The sequence below is a fragment of the Pseudomonas zanjanensis genome, from assembly GCF_014268745.2.
GTDB classification, from domain to species: domain Bacteria; phylum Pseudomonadota; class Gammaproteobacteria; order Pseudomonadales; family Pseudomonadaceae; genus Aquipseudomonas; species Aquipseudomonas zanjanensis.
Window position 1 is genome coordinate 138,636 of sequence record NZ_JABWRB020000001.1, and the last position, 18,974, is coordinate 157,609.

General features: G+C 60.1%; 18 protein-coding genes. 9 read left to right on the forward strand and 9 right to left on the reverse strand.

The annotated features are described in order from the left end of the window. Positions 1-11: 11 nt before the first annotated feature. The 6 genes from HU715_RS00625 to HU715_RS00650 all read right to left on the reverse strand — a co-directional run bounded on the left by HU715_RS00625 (position 12) and on the right by HU715_RS00650 (position 4,749). Entirely contained in the window at positions 12-416 is a 405-nt protein-coding gene (locus HU715_RS00625; protein ID WP_186705490.1) for a SufE family protein, read from the reverse strand. Then, the gene (locus tag HU715_RS00630) at positions 413-1,618 is read right to left on the reverse strand and encodes an aminotransferase class V-fold PLP-dependent enzyme (RefSeq protein WP_186705491.1); all 1,206 of its coding nucleotides are present in this window, start codon (positions 1,616-1,618) and stop codon (positions 413-415) included. The genes HU715_RS00625 and HU715_RS00630 overlap by 4 nt, the downstream gene beginning before the upstream one ends. Before the next feature lie 177 nt (positions 1,619-1,795). Beyond that, entirely contained in the window at positions 1,796-2,830 is a 1,035-nt protein-coding gene (gene dapD / locus HU715_RS00635) for a 2,3,4,5-tetrahydropyridine-2,6-dicarboxylate N-succinyltransferase (RefSeq protein WP_186705492.1), read from the reverse strand. A 32-nt stretch (positions 2,831-2,862) separates the two neighbouring features. Next, complete coding sequence (locus tag HU715_RS00640) at positions 2,863-3,225, reverse strand: ArsC family reductase (RefSeq protein WP_186728925.1); 363 nt, start codon at positions 3,223-3,225, stop codon at positions 2,863-2,865. 844 nt (positions 3,226-4,069) lie between these two features. Beyond that, positions 4,070-4,441, reverse strand: a complete 372-nt coding sequence (locus HU715_RS00645; protein WP_186705493.1) for a helix-turn-helix domain-containing protein — start codon at positions 4,439-4,441, stop codon at positions 4,070-4,072. A gap of 5 nt (positions 4,442-4,446) precedes the next feature. Next, positions 4,447-4,749 (reverse strand): type II toxin-antitoxin system HigB family toxin, encoded by a 303-nt coding sequence (locus HU715_RS00650; RefSeq protein WP_053118835.1) that lies wholly within the window; start codon positions 4,747-4,749, stop codon positions 4,447-4,449. Between the two features lie 686 nt (positions 4,750-5,435). On the opposite strand from HU715_RS00650, the gene HU715_RS00655 reads away from it, so the two are divergent. After that, positions 5,436-5,798 carry a DUF6124 family protein gene (locus tag HU715_RS00655; RefSeq protein WP_039591988.1) on the forward strand — a complete coding sequence of 121 codons (363 nt, stop codon included), beginning with the start codon at positions 5,436-5,438 and terminating at the stop codon, positions 5,796-5,798. 385 nt (positions 5,799-6,183) lie between these two features. Here HU715_RS00655 and dapC read toward each other — a convergent pair whose 3' ends face one another. The 3 genes from dapC to map form a co-directional block, all read right to left on the reverse strand. Further along, a complete protein-coding gene (gene dapC / locus HU715_RS00660) occupies positions 6,184-7,383 on the reverse strand; it encodes a succinyldiaminopimelate transaminase (protein ID WP_181289171.1) in 1,200 nt (399 codons plus the stop codon). Positions 7,384-7,505: 122 nt separating this feature from the next. Further along, positions 7,506-10,208 carry a [protein-PII] uridylyltransferase gene (locus HU715_RS00665; RefSeq protein ID WP_186705494.1) on the reverse strand — a complete coding sequence of 901 codons (2,703 nt, stop codon included), beginning with the start codon at positions 10,206-10,208 and terminating at the stop codon, positions 7,506-7,508. Between the two features lie 53 nt (positions 10,209-10,261). Then, positions 10,262-11,044: a type I methionyl aminopeptidase gene (gene map, locus HU715_RS00670; RefSeq protein ID WP_186705495.1), complete on the reverse strand. Its 783-nt coding sequence runs from the start codon at positions 11,042-11,044 to the stop codon at positions 10,262-10,264. A gap of 432 nt (positions 11,045-11,476) precedes the next feature. Between map and rpsB the strand changes: the two genes are divergently transcribed. The 8 genes from rpsB (at position 11,477) to rseP (ending at position 18,954) form a co-directional block, all read left to right on the forward strand. Next, complete coding sequence (rpsB, locus tag HU715_RS00675) at positions 11,477-12,214, forward strand: 30S ribosomal protein S2 (RefSeq protein ID WP_003198231.1); 738 nt, start codon at positions 11,477-11,479, stop codon at positions 12,212-12,214. 195 nt (positions 12,215-12,409) lie between these two features. Beyond that, entirely contained in the window at positions 12,410-13,273 is an 864-nt protein-coding gene (tsf, locus tag HU715_RS00680) for a translation elongation factor Ts (RefSeq protein ID WP_024619613.1), read from the forward strand. Between the two features lie 216 nt (positions 13,274-13,489). Further along, a complete protein-coding gene (gene pyrH, locus HU715_RS00685) occupies positions 13,490-14,233 on the forward strand; it encodes a UMP kinase (RefSeq protein WP_186705496.1) in 744 nt (247 codons plus the stop codon). Next, a complete protein-coding gene (frr, locus tag HU715_RS00690) occupies positions 14,230-14,787 on the forward strand; it encodes a ribosome recycling factor (protein WP_060739001.1) in 558 nt (185 codons plus the stop codon). The genes pyrH and frr overlap by 4 nt, the downstream gene beginning before the upstream one ends. A gap of 13 nt (positions 14,788-14,800) precedes the next feature. Further along, positions 14,801-15,556, forward strand: a complete 756-nt coding sequence (gene uppS, locus HU715_RS00695) for a polyprenyl diphosphate synthase (protein ID WP_186705497.1) — start codon at positions 14,801-14,803, stop codon at positions 15,554-15,556. Further along, positions 15,556-16,362 (forward strand): phosphatidate cytidylyltransferase, encoded by an 807-nt coding sequence (locus HU715_RS00700; protein ID WP_186705498.1) that lies wholly within the window; start codon positions 15,556-15,558, stop codon positions 16,360-16,362. The genes uppS and HU715_RS00700 overlap by 1 nt, the downstream gene beginning before the upstream one ends. Continuing rightward, the gene (gene ispC, locus HU715_RS00705; protein WP_186705499.1) at positions 16,359-17,549 is read left to right on the forward strand and encodes a 1-deoxy-D-xylulose-5-phosphate reductoisomerase; all 1,191 of its coding nucleotides are present in this window, start codon (positions 16,359-16,361) and stop codon (positions 17,547-17,549) included. The genes HU715_RS00700 and ispC overlap by 4 nt, the downstream gene beginning before the upstream one ends. Positions 17,550-17,601: 52 nt before the next feature. Then, positions 17,602-18,954, forward strand: coding sequence for an RIP metalloprotease RseP (gene rseP, locus HU715_RS00710; RefSeq protein ID WP_186705500.1), 1,353 nt, complete (start codon positions 17,602-17,604; stop codon positions 18,952-18,954). The last annotated feature ends 20 nt before the right edge of the window (positions 18,955-18,974 follow it).

Genomic DNA, 18,974 nt, shown 5'->3' on the forward strand with positions numbered 1-18,974 from the left:
CCTCGCCACAGTTATTGCGTCAGCTCAAACATCCGCTTCAACACCGCATTCAACCCATTGCTGCGCGACGGCGATAGCTGTCGCGACAACCCCAACTGATTGAACCAATCCGGCAAATCCACCTGCTGCAACTCGTCAGCGGACAAGCCATTGACCCGCGCCAGCAACAACGCCACCAACCCCCGGATCAACCGCGCATCGCTGCTGGCGGAAAACTGCCAATGCCCGTCGTGCAAGCGACCCACCAGCCACACCTGGCTCTCACAGCCGTGGACGAGGTTGGCCTCGCACTGGTCGGCGTCGCTCAGGGGCGGCAGGCGTTCGCCCCATTGCATCAGCAGACGGGCCCGTTGTTCCCAGCCGGAGGCTTCCTGGAAAATCTGCAACGCGGTGAGGGCGTCGGCGGGCAGGCTCATCGCAGCATCTCCAAGGCCTGGTCCAGGGCTTCGAAGAAACGTTCGAGATCGGCGGAATCGTTGTACAGCGCCAGCGATACCCGAATCGCCCCGGACAGCTTCAAATGCTTGAACAGCGGCATTGCGCAGTGATGCCCGGCGCGCACGGCGATGCCTTGCTCGGTCAGCAGGTGCGCCAGGTCGGCGTTGTGGATACCTTCGACCACGAAGCTGACCAGGGCCAGGCGTGGGTTGCCGACCAGGCGCACGCCGTTGCGCGCCAGCAGGCCGCTAATCAAATAGTCGTGCAACGCTGTTTCATGGTCGATGACCGCTTGCCCGTCGAGACCGGACAGGTAGTCGAGTGTCGCCCCCAGGCCAATCACGCTGGCGATGGGCGGTGTGCCGGCCTCGAAACCCAGCGGCGCCGGGCGGAAGGTGGCGCTGTGGTAATCGGCTTGCTGGACCATTTCGCCGCCAAATTGCCAGTGACGCAGTTTGCTGAGCGCTTCGGTGCGACCGAACAACGCCCCCAGGCCTTCGGGGCCGTACAGCTTGTGACTGGAAAATACATAGAAATCGCAGCCCAGTGCCTCCACATCGTGGCGGCCATGGACGACACCCTGGGCGCCATCGATCACCGTCAGCGCATCTTGCGCCTTGGCCATCGCCAGCAATGCCGGCAATGGCTGCCAGGTGCCGAGGACGTTGGATAACTGGCTCACGGCCAACAAGCGCGTGCGCGGCCCGATCAGCTCGGCGGCGGCATGGGTATCGATCACTCCATCGGCATCCAGCGGCAGCACTACGAGCTTCAACGCGCGACGCTCGGCCAGTTGCTGCCAAGGCAACAGGTTGGCGTGATGCTCCAGGGCGCTGACAACAATTTCATCGTCAGGGTTGAACAGATGTTCCAGTCCGTAGGCGAGCAGGTTCAACGCCGAAGTGGCGCCGTGGGTGAAAACGATCTGTCCGCAGTCCCTCGCGTTGAGCCATTGCGAAACCTTGAGGCGACTGTCTTCGAATGCCTGGGTGGCCAGCGCTCCGGGCAAATGTTGCGCACGGTGCACGTTGGCCGCGCCGTTGGCGTAATAGTGCGTCAGGGCGTCCAGCAGGGCTTGGGGTTTTTGCGTGGTGGCGGCGCTGTCCAGGTAGGTCTGGCCTTGCCGTTGCAGGGCGGCGATGGCCGGGAAGTCGGCGCGCCAAGGGGATTGGATCAACATGCTTTCGGGCCCTGCTGGAGTTACGCCGGACCCTGTGGGAGCGGGCTTTTATCTGTGGGAGCCAAGCTTGCTCGCGATGAACGATGACACGGTCTCGCGGTAAACCGTGTCGCTGCCATCGCGAGCAAGCTCAGTTCCCACAAAAAAAGCTCGCCCCCACAGGTGAGGGAGTGAAGCTTAGTTGTGAGCGTGCAGTGCTTCGTTCAGCTCGATGGCCGACTTATGCGTCTTGCATTCCACTGCACCGGTTTCGGAGTTGCGACGGAACAACAAGTCGGGCTGGCCGGCCAGGTCGCGGGCCTTGACCACTTTGACCAGTTGGTTGTTTTCGTCCAGCAGCTTCACTTTGGTGCCGGCGGTCACGTACAGGCCCGACTCTACGGTGTTGCGGTCGCCCAGCGGGATACCGATGCCGGCGTTGGCGCCGATCAGGCAGCCTTCGCCCACCTTGATCACGATGTTGCCGCCGCCCGACAGGGTGCCCATGGTCGAGCAACCGCCGCCCAGGTCCGAGCCCTTGCCGACGAACACGCCCGCCGAGACACGGCCTTCGATCATGCCCGGGCCTTCGGTGCCGGCATTGAAGTTGACGAAACCTTCGTGCATGACCGTGGTGCCTTCGCCCACGTAGGCGCCCAGGCGCAGGCGCGCGGCATCGGCGATACGCACGCCGGCCGGGACCACGTAGTCGGTCATTTTCGGGAATTTATCCACCGAGAACACTTCCAGCAGCTCGCCGCGCAAGCGGGCTTCGAGCTGGTGCTCGGCCAGTTCGGCCAGGTCGATCGCGCCCTGGCTGGTCCAGGCCACGTTCGGCAGCAGCGGGAAAATGCCGGCCAGGTTCAGGCCGTGGGGCTTGACCAGGCGATGGGACAACAGGTGCAGCTTGAGGTAGGCCTCAGGCGTGGAGCTCAGTTGGGCATCTTCGGCCAGCAAGGTGGCGACCAGTGGCTTGTGGCTTTCGGCCAGGCGGGTCAGCAGCTTGGCTTGCGCGGCATCGACGTTGCGCAGTGCCTCAGCCAACTGCGAAGCCTGGGCGGTGGTGAAGGTGATGGCCTGGTTGCCTTCGCTGTAGCCCAGGATCGGCGCGATAGCGGCAACGATCTCAGCCGACGGCTTGAGCATCGGCTGTGCGTAGAACACCTCCAGCCAAGCGCCTTCACGGTTTTGGGTGCCGACGCCGAAGGCCAGGCTGAACAGGGTAGTGGACATGAAATTACCTCTACAAAATGGACTGGGCAGGCTTACTTGATCTCTGCCGCATAAATATCTGGCTTGAAGCCAATCAGGGTTCGGTCACCGAGATCGAGCACCGGGCGCTTGATCATCGAGGGTTGGGCGAGCATCAGTTCGATGGCTTTCGTCTGGTCGAGATCGGCTTTGCGTTCGTCGTCGAGTTTGCGAAAGGTCGTACCGGCACGGTTCAACACCACTTGCCAGCCATGCTCGTCGCACCATTGGGTCAGGTGCTCACGGTCGATGCCGGCGGTCTTGTAGTCATGAAAATCGTAATGCACAGCGTGATCATCGAGCCAGGTGCGCGCCTTTTTCATCGTGTCACAGGCTTTGATGCCGAAAAGGTGCAACGTTTTGCTTGAATCGGTCAAGGAACTGCCCCCTTTGCAGGTGCTGGAAATAAAAGGTGAAGGATTATGCCATGACCGGACGGTTTCGCGGCGGCCCAGGTTGATGCGCTACAAAACCTGTGGGAGCAAAGCTTGCTCGCGATACAGGCGACACGGTTCAACTGCAACACTGTGCCATCGTTCATCGCGAGCAAGCTTTGCTCCCACTGGCTCATTCCACAGGGCAGGCTGCGACATAGGTGTAACGGTCAGGCTAATGCTAGGCGGTTAATATGGCACTTCAACGGCAAGCTGTTGCTGGATGTGTGTAGTTGGCATTGCAAGGCGGACCTAGCCTTATGATGGGCTTTACAAGATGTACACCCTTCTCTAATGTTTGCCACGAGTGTGCATGAGCCTCCCGCTCGTTAAATCCAGATGAGGCCTGCGTAGCACCGCCCATGGTCAGCCCGTAAAGGGTAAGTAATGGGATGGTTAGGCAGCGGCTAACCCCTCAACCTTTTGGTTGTTGATGCTCCATGAGGGCCTACTGGCCCTATCTATTCTTGAAGCCGAGCGAAAGTTCGGCTTTTTCTTGCCTGTCTTTTGCGCCCCAAGATCAGACTCTGGGGCTGGCTTAGTGCGGGTACATCCCTATCCTCATAAAAAGCAAAGCCGCCCGAAGGCGGCTTCAATCGACACGCAGTTGAGCTTGCTCTGCCCCGTCTGCGTGGCTGGGTCAACCCCGAGAGGGATTCAGAAGGTCAACAATTGCGATCATCGAGATCACATCCGTTTTCTGATCCTTAACCTAACGACAAAGCCCGCAGATGTGGGCTTTGTCGTTTCTGGAAGACATAAGAAGCCCGGACTGTCCGGGCTAGTATCAGGCAGCTTTTACTGGCTTTATCAGGCTTTCTGCTGGGATGCCGAACATATCGTGAAGCTTCCAGATCATGGGCAGAGTTAACGAGCGTTTACGGTTGAGCACCTCGTATACGCGGTTCGTTTTTCCGATAGCGGGAACCAGATCGGCCGCGGTGAGTCCGGATTGCTCCATGCGAAACTTGATGGCTTCAATTGGGTCAGGCAGATCAACCGGGAAGTTCTTGGTTTCGTAGGCCTCGATCAGAGTGACCATGACTTCAAAAGCATCGCCTTCCGGGGTGCCAAGTTCAGGCTCATTCTCAAATAGGGGAGAGATCTCTTTGAGAGCTACCCGGTATTCGTCATCGGTGCGGATTGGACGAATGTTCATGGTGATTACTCCATTTCCACGGTGTTTGCGTCGATCTCATCGTACCGACGATGAGTGCCGACAAACTTGATGTACACAGCGCCGAAGCGGTAGGCAATGGCGACCACCAGGCGGTAGTCGTTACCCTTGATGTTGAATACCACGCGGCGACTCTTGAGAATGCTTGCGTTACCGTATTGCGCCTTGATGTCGTTTGGGTTGGTCCAAGTGGCTTTTTTGGCATCGTCAAGCCAAGCCTTAAGCTGCTGTTCGGAATCTGGGTATTTCTCCCAGAAGGCTTTCAGGTGACTGATGGCGATAATTCTCATGGGTGAGAATGTAGTCCCATGGTGGGACTTTTGCAAGCATTCACAAGCAACAGCTTGCGGTCCTGCCGGGCACTCATCCTTAACCTCATAAAAAGCAAAGCCGCCCGAAGGCGGCTTCAATCGACACGCAACTGAGCTTGCTCTGCCCCGTCTGCGTGGCTGGGTCAACCCGGAGAGGGACCCAGACTCCTGCCAGCGTTCACCGGTGACGGGGGCGATCATGGCTACTGGTATCAGCGAATTCAAGCGAGCTTGATTCTTGAAACAGGGCTGCATGAGTTTTGTTGAGGTGTTAAACCCGTAAAATCAAGGGCTTGCTTTGATGAGGTGCGTTTTATTTCTTTTCTTGTCTGAGTAAGCGCTTATGGTCTGTCAGACGCACCGAAGTTTCCGACACGTTTTTAAGGTTGTCCGTCGGAAGCGAGGGCTCTAGCCTCTGGGTGTCGCTACCAATTCAGCGACCGGACGTGAGAATCCGAATACCCACTATGCGCATAAGCGCCCGCCATATAAAGTGCAGGCGCGTTTCGTCCATACATCATGTTATGGCGGCTGTGCGCGGGCATGTTTCGACATGGCCGGGTATTTAGTGGGTGTTTGACCCGGATTCTCACCCCGCGTACGGCTGCCACTCTCTAGTCCGTGAGAAGGCTTTGTGGCGGCTCCAACACCCAAGGAGCATCCAAATGATCAAAGAAACTCCAAACCCACCAAAATCAGCCTCCACTTTTCCCTACGGCGACTATGCCCCCGAAAAGCTGCAAGAGGCAGCTGACCGTGTGCTGGATCAATATCTCAAGCCTGATGACGACAGCAAGTCAGAACCCAAGCCTTCAGTACAGTTATTCACGGTGGCTGACGGTATCGACACCGAAGTGTTGCTGGCCAACCTCAGCGAAACCCTGGCTTCGGCCAATGCGATGCTCAATGACCTTGCCTTCGATCAGGACGGCTCGCGACGGCATGTAGCGTTGGGGGTGGCGCAGATGATTGAGTTGGGGATGTTGCTGGCGAACAAGTGCCTGGATCGGGTAGAGCTTCGGACTTGATGTAATAAGTGCTGGCCTCATCGCGAGCAAGCTTTGCTCCCACAGTGGTTGGGTATTGTTCACAGGACGCGCGATCAACATCAACCCTCTGTGGGAGCGAGCTTGCTCGCGAAGACGTAGGCCCATTCAACATGGGTGCAAGCTGAACCACCGCTTTCGCGAGCAAGCCCGCTCCCACAGGGGATTTGTGGTGTTCGCAGATATGGGGGCGACACCAGCCCCTGTGGCGAGGGAGCTTGCTCCCGCTGGGCTGCGAAGCGGCCCTGAAATCGGGTAACGCGGTATGTCAGGCAGATTGAGTTGACTGCTTCGGGGGCCGCTGCGCAGCCCAGCGGGAGCAAGCTCCCTCGCCACAACAGCGGTCCGCTTCAGTGCGATACAGCCATCAACCCCGACGCTGGATGAACGCGCGGATCCGCTCCGCCGCTTCCACGCATTCAGCCAATGGCGCGACCAGGGCCATGCGCACGCGGCCGGCGCCTGGGTTGACGCCGTCCACGTCGCGGGAGAGGTAGGAGCCCGGCACGACGGTCACGTGCTCCTGTTCGAACAGGTCACGGCAGAAGGCTGCGTCGTCGCCCGCCACGTTCGGCCACAGATAGAAGCTGCCATCGGGACGTTGCACGTCCAGCACTGGGCTGAGGATTTCCAACACGGCGTCGAACTTCTCCCGGTACAGCGCGCGGTTGGCCCGTACGTGCACTTCGTCGTTCCACGCGGCAATGCTTGCCAGTTGGGTTTGAACCGGCATCGCGCAGCCGTGGTAAGTGCGGTACAGCAGGAAACCCTTGAGGATGTCCGCGTCGCCGGCCACGAAGCCGGAGCGCAGGCCAGGCAGGTTGGAGCGCTTGGAGAGGCTGTGGAAGACCACGCAGCGCTTGAAGTCCTTGCGACCGAGTTCGACGCAAGCGGTGAGCAGGCCTGGCGGCGGGGTCTGTTCGTCAAAATACAATTCGCTGTAGCACTCGTCCGAGGCGATGACGAAGTCATATTCATCCGCCAGGGCGATGAGTTTCTTCAGCACGTCCACCGGGATCAGCGCGCCGGTCGGGTTGCCCGGGGAGCACAGGAACAGGATCTGGCAGCGTTTCCAGACGTCCGGCGAAACGGCATCGAAATCCGGGTTGAAGCCGTTCGCGTCCAGGCACGGCAGATAGTGCGGCTTGGCCCCGGCCAGGAACGCCGCGCCTTCGTAGATCTGGTAGAACGGGTTCGGGCTGACCACCAAGGCATCGTCGCCCCGGTTGACCACGGTCTGGGTGAAGGCGAACAGGGCTTCACGGGTGCCGTTGACCGGCAGCACGTGGCGCGCCGGGTCCAGCCAGCCGTTCGGCACGTTGAAGCGGCGCTCGCACCAGCCGGTGATGGCTTCGCGCAGTTCCGGGATGCCGAGGGTGGTCGGGTACACGGCCATCTTTTCCAGATTGCTGGCCAGGGCCTCGGCCACGAAGCTTGGCGAGCGATGCTTGGGCTCGCCGATGGACAGCGCGATTGGGCGCTTGTCCGGGTTGGGCGTGACGCTGCCGAGCAGGGCGCGGAGTTTTTCGAACGGGTAGGGCTGGAGCTGGTTCAGAGCGTTGTTCATTGAGGGCCTCTTTCAATGTGGGAGCGAGCCTGCTCGCGATAGCGGTGTATCAGGAAGCATCAATGCTGGATGTTCCGCCGCCATCGCGAGCAGGCTCGCTCCCACAGGGGGAATATGTTGATTCAGATGCTGATGCGTGTCAGGTGGGCATCAGGTTCCTGGTTGACGCTCAAGTGCTGCACGATCGCTTCCTGCAAGCGGCTGCACAGTTGCGGATCGGACAACGGCTGGTTCTGAGCATCGGTAATGAAAAATACGTCTTCCACCCGTTCGCCGAGGGTGGCGATCTTGGCGTTTTGCAGCGACAGGTCGAACTCCAGGAAAATATGGCCGACCCGCGCCAGCAGGCCCGGGCGATCCGGCGCGCTGAGTTCCAGCACCGTGACCTGGCGCTGGGCGTCGTTATGAATCGTCACTTGCGGCGCGAAGGCGAAGTGCTTGAGCTGGCGCGGCACCCGGCGCTGGATGATGGTCGGGTAGTCCGCCGGGTTGCGCAGGGCCTCGGTGAGGCCGTCGCGAATCTGCTTGACCCGCGCCGGGTTGTCGCCAATCGAATCGCCGTCGGTGTCGAGCACGATGTAGGTGTCGAGGGTGAACTGGCTGGTGGACGTAATGACCCGGGCGTCATGAATGTTGAGGTTGAGCTGGTCCATCGCCGCCACCGTCACCGCGAAGAAGTCGTGCTGGTCCGGGGCATAGATGAAGATCTGCGTACCGCCCTCGAACTCACGCTGGGTGGTTTCCTTGATCAGCACCAGCGGCCCGCCATCGGCCGGTTGCTGCAGGATCGCGTCGCTGTGCCAGGCCACGTCGCCGGCGGTGTGGCGCAGGAAGTAATCATCGCCCAATTGCGACCAGAGCTGCTCGACATCGTCCGGGTCGGTGCCGCCGCGGACCAGGATGTCCAGGGCTGCGCTTTGGGTACGACGGATCTGCTCTTCGCGGTCCACCGGGTTTTCCAGGCCGCGGCGCAAGGCCCGCTTGGTCTCGGTGTAGAGCTGGCGCAACAGGCTGGCGCGCCAGGAGTTCCACAGGGTTGGATTGGTGGCGTTGATATCGGCCACGGTCAACACATAGAGATAATCCAGGCGGATTTCGTCGCCAACGGTCTGGGCGAAGTCATGGATGACCTGCGGATCGGACAAGTCCTTGCGCTGGGCGGTGGTCGACATCACCAAATGGTTCTGCACCAGCCAGACGATCAGCCGGCTGTCCCACAGGGGCAGTTGATGGCGCTGGCAGAACGCTTCGGCGTCCACCGCGCCGATCTCGGAATGGTCGCCCTGGCGGCCCTTGCCAATGTCGTGGTACAGCCCGGCCATGTAGATCAGCTCGGGCTTGGGCAGCTTGCCCATGAGCTTGCTGGCCAGTGGGAATTTCTCCGACACCTGGGTGTACTGCAACTTACGCAGGTGCTTGATCAGGTTCAATGTGTGGGCATCGACCGTATAAATGTGGAACAGGTCGTGCTGCATCTGCCCGACGATGAAGCCGAACTCCGGCAGGTAGCGCCCGAGGATCCCGTAGCGGTTCATCCGGCGCAGGTTGCGGTGCACGCCGATCTTGCATTTGAACAGCTCGATGAACAGGCTGGTGTTGCGGATGTCGTGACGGAAATCCTCGTCGATCAGATGACGGTTTTCCCGCAGCAGGCGGATGGTATCGGCGCGTACACCCTTGATTTCCGGCTGCTGGGCCATGAGCACGAAAATCTCGAGCATGGCGAAGGGCGTGCGGCGAAACACGTTGGCGTTACGCGCTTCGATGTAGCCGTCGTGCAACTGAAAACGTGAGTTGATTGGCAGCGGCGGTTCTTCGTCCTCGGGGGCGAGGATGACTTCCTCGAAGTGCTGGATGATCAGTTCGCTGAGCTGGGCGATGCTCATCACCACGCGGTAGTACTGCTGCATGAAGTTTTCGATGGACTGCTTGGCATCCTGCCCCTCGAAGCCCAGCAGGCCGGCGATGGAGCGCTGGTGATCGAACAGCAGGCGGTCCTCGGAGCGCCCGGCGAGCATGTGCAGGGCGTAGCGGACCTTCCACAGGAATTCCTGGGACGAGGCCAGCAAGGCGTTTTCGCTTTCCACCAGGAAACCTTCCCCGGCCAGGGCGCGCAGGTTCAGCGTGCCGTACTGGCGGCGGGCGACCCACAGGATCGTCTGGATGTCCCGCAGCCCGCCGGGCGAGCCCTTGACGTTGGGTTCCAGGTTGTATTCGGTGTCGTTGTACTTGTGGTGACGGGCTTTCTGCTCGGCGTGCTTGGCCAGGAAAAAGTCCTTGCTGGGCCACATGTGCGCCGTGCTGGTGACATCGAGCATGCGCTGGCGCAGGTGCTCGGGGCCGGCAACGGTGCGGCTTTCCATCAGGTTGGTGATCACTGTCAGGTCGGCGCGGGCCTCGTCGGCGCATTCCTGTACCGAACGCACGCTTTGGCCGACTTCCAGGCCGATGTCCCACAACAGCGTCAGGAAGCGCTCGATGGAGTCGCGGAAAATTTCATGATCGGCGCTGTCCAGCAGGATCAGCAGGTCGATGTCGGAGTAGGGGTGCAGCTCGCCGCGCCCATAGCCGCCCACCGCCACCAGGGCGATGTCGGCATCCTCGCTCCAATCGAACTGCTCCCAGGCCTTTTGCAGGATGTTATCGACGAACCAGGCGCGGTCCTCGATCAGCCGACGAATGTCCCGGCCATTGCGAAAGCGCTGGTCGAGCACTTCGTGGGCCTGGCGGATGGCCTTCTTGAATGCCGAGATGGGGCTTGCCTTCAGGGCCAGTTCAGCCTGGAACTGGCCGCGGTCGAAGAGTTCGGGATCCACCTGCGGCATTGAATGGCTTTCCTTTCTATCTATATCTGTTGGATCTATAGGCTGGGTACGGATCAGGCGGAAACGCGCGCGATGGTGTCATCGCTGCGCAGGGTAAAGATTTCGTAGCCGGTCTCGGTGACCAGCAGGGTGTGTTCCCACTGGGCCGACAACTTGCGGTCCTTGGTGATGGCGGTCCAGCCGTCGCCCAGCACCTTGGTGTCGGCGCGGCCCTGGTTGATCATCGGCTCGATGGTGAAGGTCATGCCCGCCTGCAGTTCCATGCCGGTACCGGCGCGGCCGTAGTGCAGGATCTGCGGTTCTTCGTGGAACACCTTGCCGATGCCGTGGCCGCAGAACTCGCGCACCACCGAGAAACCGTTCTTCTGCGCATGCTTCTGGATCACTTCGCCGATGTCGCCCAGGCGGCAGCCCGGTTTCACCAGTTCGATGGCCATGTACATGCATTCCTGGGTGACCTTGGACAGGCGCTCGGCCCACTCCGGTACGTTGCCGACATGGAACATACGGCTGGTGTCGCCGTGATAGCCGTCCTTGATGACGGTGACGTCGATGTTCAGGGTGTCGCCATCCTTCAACGGTTTTTCGTTGGGGATGCCGTGGCAGACCACGTGGTTGATCGACGTGCAGATCGACTTCGGGAAGCCTTTGTAGTTGAGCGGGGCGGGGATGGCTTTCTGCTCGTTGACGATGTAGTCGTGGCAGATACGGTCCAGCTCTTCGGTGGTCACGCCCGGCTTGACGTAGTCGGCGATCATCTCCAGCACTTCGGCGGCGAGTTTGCCGGCGACACGCATTTTGGCGATGTCCTCGGGCGTCTTGAGGGTAACGGTCATACAGGCTCTCTCTGCGCCCGACGGCGCTGTTCAAAACGAAATGGGCGGCGGATGATGACTCGCGTGGCCCTGAAAGAGGCGATTCTAACAGACGATCAGCGCAAAGAACTCCCCAGCCCGGAACTCTGTGGCCTGGGCGCGAGAGTGGGAGCAAAGCTTGCTCGCGATCCAGGCGACTCGATTTCTAAAGGACCGCATCGCCTTTTCGCGGGCAAGCCTTGCTCCCACAATCCCCTCGCCACAGGGATTTGAGAATCCGTGTTCCGTTTTCGCCCTTGCTGTGGTATAAAATGCGCCGCTTTCCGGGGATGACCCCGTAAGCTTAAATCCACACACGTGTCGACACGATGACCTGGGTGCCTTCGGCTTATATAGCCGCTGGTTGGTCATTGGGATACGTGGAGGCCAAACCCGACTTATCAAGGAACTATCATGTCCCAAGTCAACATGCGCGATATGCTGAAGGCCGGTGTGCACTTCGGTCACCAGACCCGTTACTGGAACCCGAAAATGGGCAAGTACATTTTCGGCGCGCGTAACAAGATCCACATCATCAACCTTGAAAAAACCCTGCCGATGTTCAACGAAGCACTGACCTTCGTAGAGCGCCTGGCCCAGGGCAAAAACAAGATTCTGTTCGTCGGCACCAAGCGTTCCGCTGGCAAGATCGTTGCTGAAGAAGCAGCACGTTGCGGTTCGCCGTACGTCGATCACCGCTGGTTGGGCGGCATGCTGACCAACTTCAAGACCATTCGCGCTTCCATCAAGCGTCTGCGTGACCTTGAAGTCCAGTCCGAAGACGGTACTTTCGCCAAGCTGACCAAGAAAGAAGCGCTGATGCGCACTCGCGATCTTGAGAAGCTGGACCGCTCCCTGGGCGGTATCAAGGACATGGGCGGTCTGCCTGACGCACTGTTCGTGATCGACGTTGACCACGAGCGCATCGCGATCACCGAAGCCAACAAGCTGGGTATCCCGGTCATCGGCGTTGTCGACACCAACAGCAGCCCGGAAGGCGTTGACTACATCATCCCAGGCAACGATGACGCCATCCGCGCCATCCAGCTGTACATGGGTTCGATGGCTGACGCTGTAATCCGTGGTCGCAACAATGTTAACGGCGGCACCGAAGTCTTCGCTGAAGAAGCTCCGGCAGCAGCCGCTGAGTAATCGACGCCCCTGGCGTTGACTCAGTAAGCAAAAAGGGGGCTTGGCCCCCTTTTTGCCACCTCGAAAACCATTTGCCGCCAGCGCAGTGACTTGTTTGTAACCTGCCGTGGCCTATAAGCAGTGGTTTTCCAGGAAGAATTGATCGCCCGTTCGATCGGGTGGAATGGTTGAAAACCTATCCAAGAGGATTTTGAAATGGCAGAGATTACTGCAGCGTTGGTCAAAGAACTGCGCGAGCGTACCGGCGAAGGCATGATGGATTGCAAGAAAGCCTTGACCAAGGCTGGCGGCGACATCGAAAAAGCCATTGATGACATGCGTGCTTCGGGCGCCATCAAGGCTGCCAAGAAGGCTGGCAACATTGCCGCTGAAGGCGCTATCGGTATCAAGGATGACGGTAAAGCTGCCGTTATCATCGAAGTCAACTCGCAGACTGACTTCCTGGCCCTGCAAGACGACTTCAAGGCATTCGTTGCCGCCAGCGTCGAAAAAGCATTCGCCGACAAACTGACCGACGCAGCTCCGCTGATCGCCGCTCAGGAATCGGCTCGTGAGGCCCTGGTTGCCAAAGTAGGCGAAAACGTCAACATCCGTCGTCTGGTTCGTGTCGAAGGCGATGTTGTCGGTTCTTACCTGCACGGCAACAAGATCGGTGTTGTTGTGGCCCTCAAAGGCGGCAACGTCGAGCTGGCCAAGGACATCGCAATGCACGTCGCTGCCAGCAACCCTGAGTTCCTGCTGCCGTCGGAAGTTTCCGCTGATGCCATCGAGCGCGAAAAAGCCGTGTTCATGCAGCTCAACGAAGACAAGATCAAAGGCAAGCCTGCCGAAATCGTTGAAAAAATGGTTGCCGGTCGTATCACCAAGTTCCTGGCTGAAGCCAGCCTGGTTGAGCAGGCGTTCGTCAAGAACCCTGAAATCAAGGTCGGTGAACTGGCCAAGAAGGGCGGCGCTGAAATCGTTTCCTTCACTTACTTCAAAGTGGGCGAAGGCATCGAGAAGCCAGTAGACAACTTCGCTGAAGAAGTAGCTGCTCAGCTGGCTGCCAGCAAGCAATAAGACAGTTTGTATAACTGTCGCCCTGAAGAGGCTGCCCGCTTAACGCGCGCAGCCTCTTTTTGGATGAGGATGCCGATTTATATTGGTTTCCTGTCGGAACTGGCTTACAAAGCCGTGTTCCGATGGCGCTGTGTCAGCGTCAAGCTAGAGTGAACGCAGGCTGAAAACAGCCGGCAAAGAATTTTTTGAACACATACGCCGCAGGAGAGATTCGCAATGGCTCAGCAGGGCAGTGGTTATCAGGCTCGCTATAAACGCATTCTACTCAAGCTTAGCGGCGAGGCCCTGATGGGCTCGGAAGAGTTCGGGATCGATCCGAAAGTGCTGGATCGCATGGCCCTGGAAGTCGGCCAGTTGGTCGGGATCGGCGTTCAGGTCGGCCTGGTCATCGGCGGCGGCAACCTGTTCCGCGGCGCAGCGCTGAGCGCGGCCGGCATGGATCGGGTCACGGGCGACCACATGGGCATGCTGGCCACTGTGATGAACGCCCTGGCTATGCGCGACGCGCTGGAGCGTGCCAATATCTCGGCCATCGTGATGTCGGCCATTTCCATGGTTGGCGTGACCGATCACTACGACCGCCGCAAAGCCATGCGCCACCTCAATTCCAAGGAAGTGGTGATTTTTGCCGCCGGTACCGGTAATCCGTTCTTCACCACGGATTCGGCCGCCTGCCTGCGAGCGATCGAGATCGATGCCGATGTCGTGCTCAAGGCAACCAAGGTCGACGGCGTGTATACCGCTGACCCGTTCAAGGACCCGCATGCCGAGAAGTTCGATCATCTGACCTACGATGAAGTGCTGGATCGCAAGCTGGGTGTCATGGACCTGACGGCTATCTGCCTGTGCCGCGACCACAAGATGCCGTTGCGCGTCTTTAACATGAACAAGCCGGGCGCCCTGCTGAATATCGTCCATGGCGGCGCCGAAGGAACACTGATCGAGGAAGCTCAACAATGATCAATGAAATCAAAAAAGACGCTCAAGAGCGCATGCAGAAATCCCTGGACTCCCTGAACCACGCATTCGGCCAGATTCGTACCGGCAAGGCTCACCCCAGCATCCTCGGCAGCGTCATGGTGCCTTACTACGGCACTGACACACCGCTGAGCAGCGTTGCCAACGTCACCGTGAAAGACTCGCGCACCCTGCAGGTCGTGGCTTTCGAGCGCAACATGCTCGCTGCCGTAGACAAGGCGATCCAGAGCGCCGGCCTGAACCTCAACCCAACTAACCTGGGGGAGCTGCTGCTGATCCCGATGCCGGCCCTCACCGAGGAAACGCGCAAAGGCTTCACCAAGCAAGCCCGTAGCGCAGCGGAAGATGCGCGTGTCGCTGTGCGCAATATCCGTCGTGACGCGTTGGGTGAGCTGAAGAAGTTGGTCAAGGACAAGGAAATCAGTGAAGACGAAGAGCGTCGTGCCATCGCTGATATCGATAAGCTGACCAAAGAATCCGAGGCCCAGATCACCAAGGCCACGGACGAGAAAGAAAAAGACCTGATGGCCGTATAAGGGTCTCGTTTTCATGGAAAAGACCAAGCAGGCCGTGCCGTTCGCGGTGCCGCGCCACGTGGCGATCATCATGGACGGCAACAACCGCTGGGCCAAGAAACGCTTTATGCCTGGCGTCGCCGGGCACAAGGCGGGGGTCGACGCTGTGCGTGCGGTCATCGAGGTGTGCGCCGAGGCAGGGGTCGAGGTGCTGACCCTGTTCGCCTTCTCCAGCGAGAACTGGCAGCGCCCGGCCGATGAAGTCAGCGCCTTGATGGACCTGTTCCTCAAGGCCCTGCGTCGCGAGGCCAAGCGCCTCAGCGATAACAAGATCAGCTTGCGCATCATCGGTGACCGCTCGCGCTTCCATCCTGAATTGCAGGCTGCGATGCGTGAAGCCGAAGCCGCGACGGCGGGTGCCAATCGGTTCGTCCTGCAAATCGCCGCCAACTATGGTGGCCAATGGGACATTGCCCAGGCTGCCCAGCGGCTGGCGCGGGAAGTCCAGGCCGGGCACTTGCGTCCAGAAGACATCACCCCTGAGCTGCTACAGACTTGCCTGGCGACCGGTGACCTGCCGTTGCCGGACCTGTGCATCCGTACCGGTGGCGATCATCGCATCAGCAACTTCCTGCTCTGGCAATTGGCTTATGCCGAGCTGTACTTCTCCGACCTGTTCTGGCCGGACTTCAAACACGAAGCCATGCGCACCGCATTGGCCGATTTCGCTTCCCGTCAGCGTCGTTTCGGTAAAACGAGCGAGCAGATCGAAGCTGGAGCCCGGATTTAATGCTTAAACAACGAATCATCACTGCCTTGATCCTGTTGCCCATCGCCCTGGGTGGTTTCTTCCTGCTCGAAGGCGCCGGTTTTGCGCTGTTCATCGGGCTGGTCGTGACCCTGGGCGCATGGGAGTGGGCGCGGCTGGCGGGTTTTGCTGCACAGTCGGCGCGGGTGGCCTACGCAGCGGCCGTGGCGGCCATGCTGTTCATCATGTACGTGGTGCCCGGCCTCGCGCCTTGGGTGCTGGGTGCTGCGGTGCTGTGGTGGGCGACGGCGACCTTCCTGGTCCTGACCTACCCACGGACCACGCATCACTGGGCCAACGCGGCGACCAAGCTGGTCATCGGCCTGTTGATCCTGCTGCCGGCCTGGCAGGGGCTGATCTGGATCAAGCAAGGTCCGCTGGGCAACTGGCAGATCATGGCCGTGATGGTGTTGGTCTGGGGCGCCGATGTCGGGGCCTACTTCTCCGGCAAGGCCTTCGGCAAGCGCAAGCTGGCGCCGAAAGTCAGTCCTGGCAAGAGCTGGGAAGGGGTCTATGGTGGCCTGGTCCTGAGCCTGGTGATCACCACGGTGGTCGGCTTCGTACGGGACTGGACGGTCGCGCAACTGTTCATGGGCCTTATTGGCGCGGCCCTGATCGTCTTTGTGTCGGTGGTCGGCGACCTGACCGAAAGCATGTTCAAGCGTCAATCCGGGATCAAGGACAGCAGTAACCTGTTGCCCGGTCACGGCGGCGTGCTGGATCGCATCGACAGCCTGACGGCGGCGATCCCGATCTTTGCGGTGCTGTTGTGGATGGCGGCATCGTGAGTCGCCCCCAGCAGATCACTGTTCTTGGCGCGACCGGTTCGATTGGCCTGAGTACGCTTGACGTCATCGGTCGGCATCCGGAGCGCTACCAGGTGTTTGCCCTCAGTGGCTTCACGCGCTTGAGTGAATTGCTGGCGTTGTGCATTCGCCACGCCCCGCGGTTTGCCGTGGTGCCTGAGGCTGGCGTGGCGCGGGCGTTGCAGGACGATCTGCGCGCAGCCGGCTTGCAAACCCGCGTGTTGGTAGGGGAGGAGGGCCTCTGCCAAGTGGCTTCCGACCCCGAAGTCGACGCCGTGATGGCGGCGATCGTCGGTGCGGCGGGCTTGCGTCCGACGCTGGCGGCGGTGGAAGCCGGCAAGAAGATCCTGCTGGCCAATAAAGAAGCGTTGGTGATGTCCGGCGCGCTGTTCATGCAGGCTGTACGCAAAAGCGGCTCGGTGTTGTTGCCCATCGACAGCGAACACAATGCGATTTTTCAATGCATGCCGCAGGATTTTTCCCGTGGTCTCGATGCGGTAGGGGTTCGGCGGATTTTGCTGACGGCCTCCGGTGGTCCGTTCCGGCAGACGCCGCTGGAAGAATTGGTGCATGTTTCTCCCGAGCAGGCCTGTGCGCACCCGAACTGGTCCATGGGGCGCAAGATCTCGGTGGATTCGGCCAGCATGATGAACAAGGGGCTGGAGCTGATCGAGGCCTGCTGGCTGTTCGATGCCAAGCCGGCGCAGGTCGAGGTGGTGATTCACCCCCAGAGCGTGATTCACTCCCTGGTGGACTACGTCGACGGTTCGGTGCTGGCCCAGTTGGGCAATCCGGACATGCGCACGCCGATCGCCAACGCCCTGGCCTGGCCGGAGCGCATCGACTCGGGCGTTGCGCCGCTGGATTTGTTCGCCATCGCGCGCCTGGATTTCCAGGCGCCCGATGAGCAGCGTTTCCCCTGCCTGCGCCTGGCGCGCCAGGCGGCCGAGGCGGGCAACAGTGCACCGGCCATGCTTAACGCTGCCAATGAGGTGGCCGTTGCCGCGTTTCTCGATGGACGTGTCCGTTATCTCGAGATCGCGAGTATCATCGAGGAAGTCTTGAACCTCGAAGCCGTGGTTTCGGTCGAGGACCTCGATACGGTATTCACGGCGGATGCCAGGGCTCGTGAGTTGGCGGGCCAATGGCTGCAGCGCCACGGGCGTTGAAGCTGCGATACGTTAGCCAGGGTTGCCCTGGACAGGATTGCGGAGAAAACAGATGAGCGCGCTCTATATGATTGTCGGCACCCTGGTTGCGCTGGGGGTGTTGGTCACCTTTCACGAATTCGGTCATTTCTGGGTCGCGCGTCGCTGTGGCGTCAAGGTCCTGCGTTTTTCCGTGGGCTTTGGCATGCCATTGCTGCGTTGGCACGACAAGCAAGGCACCGAGTTCGTCGTGGCGGCTATCCCGCTGGGCGGCTACGTCAAGATGCTCGACGAGCGTGAAGGCGAAGTCCCGGCCGATCAGCTCGACCAATCCTTCAATCGCAAGACCGTCCGCCAGCGTATCGCCATCGTCGCGGCGGGACCGATTGCCAACTTCCTGCTGGCCTTGGTGTTTTTCTGGGGCCTTGCGATGCTGGGTAGCGAGCAGGTGCGTCCGGTCATCGGTGGCGTAGAGGCTGGCAGCGTTGCCGCTCGTGCCGGGCTGGGTGCCGGGCAGGAAATCGTCGCGATCGACGGCGAGCCGACATCGGGCTGGGCGGCGGTCAACCTGCAGCTGGTACGTCGCCTGGGTGAGAGCGGTTCGTTGCAGCTAATGGTGCGCGAGCAGGGTTCCACGGTGGATTCGCCGCGCGAACTGATCCTGGACAACTGGCTCAAGGGCGCCGACGAGCCGGATCCGATCCGTTCTCTGGGAATCAAGCCTTGGCGTCCGGCATTGCCGCCGGTTCTCGCCGAACTCGACCCGAAAGGCCCGGCCCAGGCTGCCGGCCTGAAGACCGGCGATCGGTTGCTGGCCCTCGATGGCCAGCCGGTCAGCGACTGGCAGCAGGTGGTCGATTCGGTTCGTGTACGTCCTGATACCAAGATTATGCTGCGCATCGAGCGCGACGGTGCTCCAATCGACGTCCCGGTGACCCTGGCCGCCCGTGGCGAAAGCAAGGCGCCGACCGGTTACCTGGGGGCGGGCGTCAAGGCGGTCGATTGGCCACCGGAAATGATCCGCGAAGTCAGTTTCGGCCCTGTGGCGGCGATTGGCGAGGGTGCGCGTCGTACTTGGACCATGAGCATCCTGACGCTGGACTCGCTCAAGAAAATGTTGTTCGGCGAGCTCTCGGTAAAAAACTTGAGTGGACCGATAACCATTGCTAAAGTGGCGGGCGCTTCTGCCCAGTCGGGCGTCGCTGATTTCCTGAATTTCCTTGCTTATCTGAGCATTAGCCTGGGGGTTCTGAATTTGCTGCCCATCCCGGTACTGGATGGGGGGCATCTGCTGTTTTATCTGATCGAGTGGGCGCGTGGTCGTCCCTTGTCGGATCGGGTGCAAGGTTGGGGGATACAGATCGGTATCAGCTTGGTGGTCGGGGTCATGTTGCTTGCCCTCGTCAACGATCTGGGTCGTCTGTAACGCTTCGCTGAATTGCGAAT

Excerpts from the sequence above, each read along its gene's own strand:
- rseP (WP_186705500.1), top strand. The coding sequence starts at position 17,602 with ATGAGCGCGCTCTATATGATTGTCGGCACCCTGGTTGCGCTGGGGGTG.
- uppS (WP_186705497.1), top strand. The coding sequence starts at position 14,801 with ATGGAAAAGACCAAGCAGGCCGTGCCGTTCGCGGTGCCGCGCCACGTG.
- HU715_RS00700 (WP_186705498.1), top strand. The coding sequence starts at position 15,556 with ATGCTTAAACAACGAATCATCACTGCCTTGATCCTGTTGCCCATCGCC.
- pyrH (WP_186705496.1), top strand. The coding sequence starts at position 13,490 with ATGGCTCAGCAGGGCAGTGGTTATCAGGCTCGCTATAAACGCATTCTA.
- HU715_RS00645 (WP_186705493.1), bottom strand. The coding sequence starts at position 4,441 with ATGAACATTCGTCCAATCCGCACCGATGACGAATACCGGGTAGCTCTC.
- rpsB (WP_003198231.1), top strand. The coding sequence starts at position 11,477 with ATGTCCCAAGTCAACATGCGCGATATGCTGAAGGCCGGTGTGCACTTC.
- HU715_RS00650 (WP_053118835.1), bottom strand. The coding sequence starts at position 4,749 with ATGAGAATTATCGCCATCAGTCACCTGAAAGCCTTCTGGGAGAAATAC.
- dapD (WP_186705492.1), bottom strand. The coding sequence starts at position 2,830 with ATGTCCACTACCCTGTTCAGCCTGGCCTTCGGCGTCGGCACCCAAAAC.
- dapC (WP_181289171.1), bottom strand. The coding sequence starts at position 7,383 with ATGAACAACGCTCTGAACCAGCTCCAGCCCTACCCGTTCGAAAAACTC.
- HU715_RS00625 (WP_186705490.1), bottom strand. The coding sequence starts at position 416 with ATGAGCCTGCCCGCCGACGCCCTCACCGCGTTGCAGATTTTCCAGGAA.
- HU715_RS00665 (WP_186705494.1), bottom strand. The coding sequence starts at position 10,208 with ATGCCGCAGGTGGATCCCGAACTCTTCGACCGCGGCCAGTTCCAGGCT.
- HU715_RS00630 (WP_186705491.1), bottom strand. The coding sequence starts at position 1,618 with ATGTTGATCCAATCCCCTTGGCGCGCCGACTTCCCGGCCATCGCCGCC.
- frr (WP_060739001.1), top strand. The coding sequence starts at position 14,230 with ATGATCAATGAAATCAAAAAAGACGCTCAAGAGCGCATGCAGAAATCC.
- map (WP_186705495.1), bottom strand. The coding sequence starts at position 11,044 with ATGACCGTTACCCTCAAGACGCCCGAGGACATCGCCAAAATGCGTGTC.
- HU715_RS00655 (WP_039591988.1), top strand. The coding sequence starts at position 5,436 with ATGATCAAAGAAACTCCAAACCCACCAAAATCAGCCTCCACTTTTCCC.
- tsf (WP_024619613.1), top strand. The coding sequence starts at position 12,410 with ATGGCAGAGATTACTGCAGCGTTGGTCAAAGAACTGCGCGAGCGTACC.